The organism is Acinetobacter endophylla (assembly GCF_053543775.1).
This window is the reverse complement of sequence record NZ_JBLVOM010000244.1, coordinates 1-8431: the sequence shown is the minus strand read 5'-3', so window position 1 is coordinate 8431 and position 8431 is coordinate 1. Positions and strand designations below refer to the sequence as shown.

At 42.2% G+C, this 8431-nt stretch carries 8 protein-coding genes and 2 pseudogenes; 6 read left to right on the top strand and 4 right to left on the bottom strand.

All coding sequences use genetic code 11. From position 1 onward, the window contains the following. Both ACNPNW_RS11500 and ACNPNW_RS11495 read left to right on the top strand, forming a co-directional pair. Positions 1–447: amino acid permease (locus tag ACNPNW_RS11500; protein ID WP_527890972.1), on the top strand; the 447-nt coding region annotated here is incomplete at its 5' end. Between the two features lie 29 nt (positions 448–476). Then, complete coding sequence (locus tag ACNPNW_RS11495) at positions 477–1703, top strand: amino acid aminotransferase (RefSeq protein WP_180644921.1); 1227 nt, start codon at positions 477–479, stop codon at positions 1701–1703. A 254-nt stretch (positions 1704–1957) separates the two neighbouring features. Here ACNPNW_RS11495 and ACNPNW_RS11490 read toward each other — a convergent pair whose 3' ends face one another. Next, the gene (locus ACNPNW_RS11490) at positions 1958–2779 is read right to left on the bottom strand and encodes an IclR family transcriptional regulator (protein WP_180644919.1); all 822 of its coding nucleotides are present in this window, start codon (positions 2777–2779) and stop codon (positions 1958–1960) included. A gap of 185 nt (positions 2780–2964) precedes the next feature. Between ACNPNW_RS11490 and fahA the strand changes: the two genes are divergently transcribed. Genes fahA through ACNPNW_RS11475 form a run of 3 tightly spaced genes read left to right on the top strand, consistent with a single transcriptional unit; the run spans position 2965 to position 5505 of the window. Further along, the gene (gene fahA / locus ACNPNW_RS11485) at positions 2965–4248 is read left to right on the top strand and encodes a fumarylacetoacetase (RefSeq protein WP_180644917.1); all 1284 of its coding nucleotides are present in this window, start codon (positions 2965–2967) and stop codon (positions 4246–4248) included. A 21-nt stretch (positions 4249–4269) separates the two neighbouring features. After that, the gene (maiA, locus tag ACNPNW_RS11480; RefSeq protein WP_180644819.1) at positions 4270–4908 is read left to right on the top strand and encodes a maleylacetoacetate isomerase; all 639 of its coding nucleotides are present in this window, start codon (positions 4270–4272) and stop codon (positions 4906–4908) included. A gap of 21 nt (positions 4909–4929) precedes the next feature. After that, positions 4930–5505, top strand: a complete 576-nt coding sequence (locus tag ACNPNW_RS11475; RefSeq protein ID WP_180644818.1) for a VOC family protein — start codon at positions 4930–4932, stop codon at positions 5503–5505. Positions 5506–5778: 273 nt separating this feature from the next. Here ACNPNW_RS11475 and ACNPNW_RS11470 read toward each other — a convergent pair whose 3' ends face one another. The 3 genes and pseudogenes from ACNPNW_RS11470 to ACNPNW_RS11460 all read right to left on the bottom strand — a co-directional run. Next, a complete protein-coding gene (locus tag ACNPNW_RS11470; RefSeq protein ID WP_180644817.1) occupies positions 5779–6846 on the bottom strand; it encodes an ArsO family NAD(P)H-dependent flavin-containing monooxygenase in 1068 nt (355 codons plus the stop codon). Positions 6847–6999: 153 nt separating this feature from the next. Then, positions 7000–7704, bottom strand: a complete 705-nt coding sequence (arsH, locus tag ACNPNW_RS11465) for an arsenical resistance protein ArsH (RefSeq protein WP_114836886.1) — start codon at positions 7702–7704, stop codon at positions 7000–7002. A 5-nt stretch (positions 7705–7709) separates the two neighbouring features. Then, positions 7710–8177: pseudogene (locus ACNPNW_RS11460) on the bottom strand (arsenic resistance protein); the annotation flags it as partial. Positions 8178–8249: 72 nt separating this feature from the next. Here ACNPNW_RS11460 and ACNPNW_RS11455 point away from each other — a divergent pair. After that, a pseudogene (locus ACNPNW_RS11455) lies at positions 8250–8431 on the top strand (IS4-like element ISAba33 family transposase); the annotation flags it as partial.

Here is an 8431-nt window from a genome sequence, read left to right as displayed (position 1 = left end):
CCAAAATTTTTAAGCAAAATTAATCCGCGTGGTATTCCTGTAAATGCCATTATGGTTTCAGCTTTCTTTACTTTAATATGTGTTCTGATTAACTATTTATTTCCTGAAAAAGCATTTAACTTACTCATGATGCTGGTCGTAGCGGCTATTGTGATTAACTGGGTCGTGATTTCTTATACCCATTTAAAGTTTAAAAAAGCTATGAATCGTATGCAGGTAAAAACTCACTTTCCAAGTGTGGCCTATCCATTTACCAATTATTTATGTATTGCCTTCATGGCGTGTATTCTGCTTATTATGAGTCGTAGCCCAGATATGCAAATCGCAGTTCTCATGATTCCAGTCTGGATTACGATTTTACTGACGGCTTACTTCTTTAAACGGAAGCAAGAAGATCATGTTGCGTTGCTTGAAAAAAGTAAAATCACTTCCTTACCAGAAGCGTAATATCGTATTTATCATATTAGGATGTATTCATGTTTCAACATATTGATGCCTATGCAGGTGACCCGATTCTTTCTCTGATGGAGGAATTCAGCAAAGATACGCGCCAGAATAAGGTCAATCTCAGTATCGGACTTTATTATAATGAAGATAATATCGTGCCGCAGCTACAGTCGGTTCAAAAAGCCTATACTCATTTAATTCCTGACTATGACAAAGTCCGAGTCTATTTGCCGATGGATGGGCTCAAGAGCTTTAATCAGGCTGCACAAGAACTCATTTTCGGTCACGCTAGCCCTGCCCGTCAGCAAGGGCGTGTCGTCACCATTCAGACTTTGGGTGGTTCTGGTGCACTCAAAGTGGGGGCAGACTTTTTGAACAAATACTTTCCGCAGTCCGAGATCTGGGTCAGTCAGCCGACTTGGGAAAACCATATTGCGATCTTTAATGGCGCTGGTGTTCAAACCCATTTCTACCCTTATTATGATGCGGACACCCATGCCGTAAATCTAACGGCGATGCTAGATACCTTAAGGCAGCTACCTGCTCAAAGTATCGTACTACTGCATCCTTGCTGTCATAACCCTACAGGTGCAGATTTAGAGCCTCATGAATGGGATCAAGTGATTGAGGTTCTAAAAGCAAATGACTTGATTCCTTTCTTGGACATGGCCTATCAAGGTTTTGGTCAAGGATTGGAGCAAGATGCTTATGCGATACACGCGCTAGATCGATCTGGTATGAACTTTATTGTCAGCCATTCTTTTTCGAAGATCTTTTCCTTATATGGCGAACGCGTTGGTAGCTTAAGCTTTGTCTGCGATGACGCAAACATTGCCCAAAATGTATTGGGTCAGCTTAAAGCGACAGTCCGCCGCATTTATTCTAGCCCAGCAGCCAACGGTGCGTTATTGGTGAGTCAGGTATTAAATGACACAGCGTTGTCTCAGCTATGGCAGTCTGAATTAGAAGAAATGCGTCAGCGCATTTTACTGATGCGTCGCTTACTTGAAGACAAACTCAGTCAAGCGCTACCAGATATGGACTTTAGCTATCTGACCCAGCAACAAGGCATGTTTAGTTATACCGGCTTAAGTGCAGAACAGGTCGATTTGCTCAAACAAGATTATGGTATTTATTTAGTCCGCAGTGGCCGTATGTGTACTGCTGGCCTAAATTTAAACAATATTGATTATGTAGCTGAGTCGATGGCGACCGTGCTTAAAGCTGCAAGTTCCGCTGAGTCTGTGCTTGCTTAAGGTATATCATGTTTACTTAGGCTTCTCACTCTAGGGTTAGAAGCCTTTTTTATCGTTATTTTTCAGAACTTGAATCAAGGCAACCTAAGTCTACGGGTTTCAGCTTAGCTATCTAGTTCGTGATTCCCCCTTCGCCTTTAGACAGCGCGGTAAAAAATCAAATATTTCGACTGCCAACCACCACAACCCAATAAAAAAATCCACCAAAGGGTGGATTTAAAACTTAATTCATCTTTTCAATGCAATCGACGCTTTTATATGGCAGCAGCCGGATGAAATAAAGCATCAATCTGCCGCTGTACGCCAAGTACATAATCAATTGCCTGCTGCATTTGTCCTTCAGGTAACTGATCTTCTGTGCCAATACAAGTAATGACATGATCCAGTTGCTGCGTGAAATTAAAGACTGGAATACTAATCGCATTGATCCCAGCCATCATATCTCCTGTGACTGAAGCATAACCTTGACTCAGAATTTTCGCTTTCAGTTCTAAAAAATCTTCCCAATTTGCAGGATACTGCTCTGGTTTAGCGCTACTTTCCCATTCTTTTTCCAATAATGGCTTGATGATGTGCTCAGGCTGAAAGCAGGCATGCAAGCGCCCTGTCGCAGATTTCAGCAGCGGCATGCGTGAACCAACTCGGGTAATAATATTAAAGACATGGTTAGATTCTAGAGACTGAACCACGACCGCACCATCGGCAAACCATTTACTCACATGAATACTGCAATTCAGACGTTGCTGAATGTCCTGAATATAACGCTGGCTTAATTCCAACATATCTGTTCGTTTGAGTGCATTCACCCCAAAAGCATGTGCGCGCTCACCTAAACTATAACGCCCATCCGCTAATTGCTGAGCATAGCCTTTACGAATCAAACTCACCACATAACGGTGTACTTTGGCCGGATGCATGGATAAAACTTCGGACAGCTCTTTTAACATCATCGGTGCATTATGTGCGGTTAATGCATCTAATACGGTTAATCCAACTTCCAGAGACTGAACCCCTCCCTGTATTTTTTCTTCCTCAACACTCATCGCTTTACCCTGCATAGCTGCATTAGTTGTCATAACTCCATTGGTGAATTGTACTACTTAAATCAAAAATGTGAGCCATCTAAACCTGACTCTCTCATTCAGAGTAGTACAACTCAACAATTTACATTATTCATAAATAAATTATTTATTGCGTAATTTTAAAATATAAGTATGATTCTATCTAGAACTTAAATTTTCCACGGAAAGGATCAATATCCATGAGCAAACGCTTGAAGTCATTTGTTGAAATTGCTGCACATTCAGATTTCCCGCTAGAAAACCTGCCTTATGGCATTTTTAGTGAAAAACACAATTCGCAGCCTCGTGCTGGCGTAGCACTGGGAGAATGGGTGGTTGATCTAGCGGTACTGGAAGCGCATGGTTATTGTAAACAGGCAGATGGCAAACTGCTCTTTAATCAGCCGACACTGAATATGTTTATTGAATCAGGTCAAGTCAATTGGTCTAAGGTCCGCGCAGAATTACAAGCTTTGTTGTCCGCAAATAATCCTGATCTTCGTGATAATCAGGCCCTGCGTGATCAGGTCTTCTTCAAACAATCAGACGTTAAAATGCATATGCCTGTACACATCTCAGGCTATACCGATTTCTATTCATCTAAAGAACATGCCACCAATGTCGGTTGCATGTTCCGTGACCCGAAAAATGCGCTGTTGCCCAACTGGTCAGAACTCCCTGTTGGTTATAATGGACGTGCCAGCTCAGTTATTGTGAGCGGCACTGACATTGTCCGTCCATCAGGACAAATCAAGCTGCCAGATTCAGAACGTCCCGTATTTTCTGCTTGCCGTAAACTCGACTTTGAACTTGAAACTGGTTTTATCGTAGGCAAGGCAAGTCAGCTGGGTCAACCTGTTCCAATTGAAAACGCTTGGGATCATATTTTCGGTATGGTGCTGTTTAATGACTGGTCTGCTCGTGACTTGCAGCAATGGGAATATGTGCCACTTGGTCCGTTTAATGCCAAAACTTTTGCGTCGTCTATTTCACCTTGGATTGTGACGCTAGAAGCACTTGAGCCATTTAAAACCAGTTCGCCTGAACAAGAGCCAAAACCTTTGGCTTATCTGTGTGAAGACAACAGCAGCAACAGCTATGACATTCATCTTTCGGTTGAAATTCAGCCTGAGAATGACGAAAAAAGTGATGTGATCTGCAAAACCAACTTTAAATATATGTACTGGTCCATGGCTCAGCAGCTCACACATCATACGATTGCGGGCTGTAACTTGCAGGTCGGTGATTTGATGGGTTCAGGGACCATTTCAGGGCCAACTCCAGATTCTTATGGTTCATTGCTCGAAATCACATGGAATGCCACCAAACCTTTAACGCTATCAAATGGCGAACAGCGTAACTTCATTCAAGACGGCGATACCATCATTATGAAAGGCTATTGCGAAAAAGATGATTTGCGTATTGGCTTTGGTGAAGTCAGCGGCAAAATTCTGCCAGCAGTGGATTTTGGTTTTACCCAATAATTGCAGACTAGGATCTTGCCCATGAAACTGTATACCTATTTTCGTAGTTCTGCGGCTTACCGAGTTCGTATTGGCCTGAATTTAAAAGGTCTGACTGCTGAACATGTACCTGTGCACTTAGTCAATAATGGTGGTGAACATCATAGTGAAAGCTACCGTCAAATCAATCCGAGTAAGCTGGTGCCCACATGGGCAGAGCAAGATTTTGTCTTGATCCAATCGCTAAGTATTCTTGAATATTTAGAAGAAAAATTCCCAGACATGGCCCTGCTCCCTCAAGACTTGCAGCAGCGTGCTTTGATCCGTGCATTTAGTTTGAGTATTGCCTGCGATATCCATCCACTCAACAACCTACGGGTACTTCAGTACCTGACGGGTACATTTGAAATAAGTGATGAGCAGAAAACAGCTTGGTATAAACACTGGGTTTTAACGGGCTTTAAAGCCCTTGAAGCACAACTGGAACAGTCAAATGGCAAATTCTGTTTTGGCAATCAGCCGACCCTAGCGGATTGCTGCCTGATTCCACAAGTCTATAACGCTCTACGTTTTAATCTTGATTTATCCGATTATCCAAAAATTTGTTCGATCTATACCCATTGCAACACTTTAGAAGCCTTTCAATACGCTGCACCTGAAATGCAACCTGATGCAACTTAAGTTTTTTATAAGGATATAAAAATGACCATTCAAATTGAAAAAATTCACCACGTGGCCTACCGTTGTAAAGATGCCAAAGAAACGGTGGAATGGTACAAAAAAAATCTAAACATGGATTTCATTCTCGCCTTTGCTGAAGACCATGTCCCTTCAACCAAAGCCTTTGATCCCTATATGCACCTCTTCCTAAACGCAGGAAACGGCAATGTGTTGGCTTTCTTTGAACTACCGACCCAGCCTGAAATGGGCCGCGATGAAAACACCCCCAAATGGGTGCAGCACATTGCACTCAAAGTCAAAGACCGTCAGGCACTGATTGATGCTAAAGAACACCTAGAAGCCAATGGCATAGAGGTCTTGGGCATTACCAATCATGGTATTTTCCACTCAATTTATTTCTTTGATCCAAATGGTCATCGTTTGGAACTGGCCTATGACGATGAAAAAGCGCCACAAAAAATTGCCATGATTACTGAACAAATGAAATATGACATGTTGGAAGAATGGAGCAAAACCAAACGCGCGCCGCAGCATACGCATTTCCTACATGCAGATGAATTAAGCCATAACTCTCGTACCGCCAAAGTAGATGCTTAAGTCTGGCGGAGGTTGTGCTGATGGTGAATGCCTTAGAGGCAACTTCAACGATGATAAAAAAACGCAAAGCAGCTTCCGCTGCTTTTCTGATTTAAATAGATAGGTTTTCTTATTTTAATTAGCTACTTAGAATACCTTAAATCTCCTATCAATCATCAAAAATTGCTTTCCATTTGCTTCACGGTGAATCCTATTTCCGTCCTCATCCGTATCGAATCAAATCGAATTGTTCATACATGAAACCTGTCTATGCATCCCTTTAAACTTATAGGTTTAAGTACCAGTCAAATAGGCAGCTATTTCATCTACCGTTGCTCTTGCTGTTCTGGACACTCCAATTAAAGTCGCCGATGCCATGCCTGTCCACTCACCATAGCCAACCAACCATAAGTTATTTACTTTCATTGAACGCCCATTATGGACAGCAACCGTTTGATCAGGCTCGACCACACCAAGACCTCTTAAATGATTAAGTGCAGGGTTAAATCCTGTACACCAAATGACAGCATCTACCGCTTGAGTTGAACCATCAGCCCAAACAACCGAATGCTCAGCAAATGCGACAAAAGGCTCTCGACTGTGCAAAACTCCTCGTGTTCTTGCCTCTTTAACACTGTCAATCATGACAATATCTCCCAACCCACCTGCGAGTTGTTCCAAACTCCGACCTTCCTGTTGTGCTTTTAAACGCTCCGTTGCACGAAGAAACAAGACTCGCCCATCCACATCATCTGATAAAAATGCTGGTGCTGTCGTCGTGACCCAAGTCGTTTCTGCCACTTTTGAAACTTCGGCAAGAATTTGCGCGCCTGAGTTTCCACCACCTACAACGATGATTTTCTTATTCTTAAAAGGTATTGCATTGACATAGTCCGCTGAATGAAGCTGTATTCCTTTAAATTTTTCACGTCCAATATCATTAGGAATATGAGGCTTGCTCCATGTACCTGTTGCACTGACCACAGCCTTTGCCCGCCAATATTGATCTCCAGCATACACATCTAAATAGTCATCTTCTTGTTCAATATGATCGACATGGACTGGCCGAATGGTCGGAAATTGATAGCGTTGCTCGTATGCCGACAAATACTCGATCACTTCATTTCGCGTTGGGTAGGTGCGTTCAGTCGTTGGCATCATCCAACCTGACAACGAACTCCATGTATGCGGTGAAAAAAGACATAGCGACTGCCAAGCATGCAGCCATGCACCGCCAGCTTGCGATTGATCATCTAAAATCACAAATGGCACTTTTTTACGTTTGAGGAAATACGCTGTAGCAAGTGCCGACTGACCACCACCGATGATAACCACATCAACTTCTGCTTTTAGTTGAGCCAAAGCCACTCTCCCATTTGCTATAGTTAAGCCATATTCAAAATTAAAAAGCCCAGTCTATGCAACAGGCTGAGCGAATTTTACAAATTGATCAACTCTGTAATTGGGCTTTTCAATTGCTCAAGCTGCTTTTCAACATCTTTGATCATCTAAAGTTTATAAGCTACGTTGATTGACACGCTTAGATAATTCTTCTGCCGACTCTTTTCGCTCTGAATAACGGTCTGTGAGGTACTGACTTTGCCCACGCGTCAGTAGCGTGAATTTATACAGCTCCTCCATGACATCGACAATTCGATCATAAAAGGCTGAAGGTTTCATCCTGCCGTCTTCTTCAAACTCTAAAAAAGCTTTGGGAATAGACGATTGGTTTGGAATGGTGATCATACGCATCCAACGACCTAAAATACGCATCTGGTTTAAGCTGTTAAAAGATTGCGAACCACCACTGACCTGCATCAAAGCTAAGGTCTTACCTTGCGTTGCACGAATTGCACCGCCTGCCAATGGTATCCAGTCAATTTGCGATTTGAAAATTGAACTCATTGAGCCATGACGCTCAGGCGAGCACCACACCATTCCTTCTGCCCAAGCGAGTAAATCATGCAACTCTTTAACCTTTGGATGTTCAGTGTCCGCATCTTCAGGTAAAGGCAGCCCTTTAGGATGAAAGATTTTTACTTCGGCACCAAACTGCTCCAAGATACGTCCTGCTTCCATTACAGCCAAACGGCTGTATGAACGCTCACGGTTTGAACCATACAGCAGCAAAATACGGGGTGGATGATCCAATTCTTTAGCTTGTACCTTTTCTAAAGTCGGTTGATCCAAAAGATTCATATCTACATTTGGGAGAGTCATAGAAATTACACCTCTGCTTTAAAAAACTTTTTTCTGAGCCACAAAGACACACTGACTAAAGCAATCAACACTGGTACTTCAACCAATGGGCCGATTACCGTGGTAAACGCCACAGGTGAAGCTAAACCAAAAGTTGCAATCGCTACAGCAAGTGCCAATTCAAAGTTATTTCCCGCAGCAGTAAAAGAAATGGCTGTGGTTTTAGAATAGTCATTCCCCATCCACTTGCTCATAAAGAAGCTGATGAAGAACATCACGATAAAGTAAATCGTCAATGGAATGGCAATACGCAAGACATCGAGTGGTAAGCTCACCACATCATTCCCTTTCAGGCTAAACATCGCCACAATCGTGAATAATAAAGCCAACAAACTCAGTGGACTGATCTTAGGTAAGAAGACATTTTGATACCAATCCAGACCTTTAGCTTTTACTAGAGTGAATCGCGTCATAAAGCCAAGAAAAAATGGAATCCTCTGTACACGACAAAAATAGATAACTCATTGAAATAATGTCACAATAATTGTTTTCTAACGACGAATACTATGATACATCTCAATGAGTTATATCTTATCTTAAACAAATCTCTAAAATGGAACAAGTCACATTTAAAGTGCTTTGCGCTCATCATGCTTGTGATTATTTTAAAGCAAACATGTAATCTTTCTTCTGCATCTAAAGCCTTGCCCATCAAGTGCTTACCACAATCATTTTATCGACGTATGCA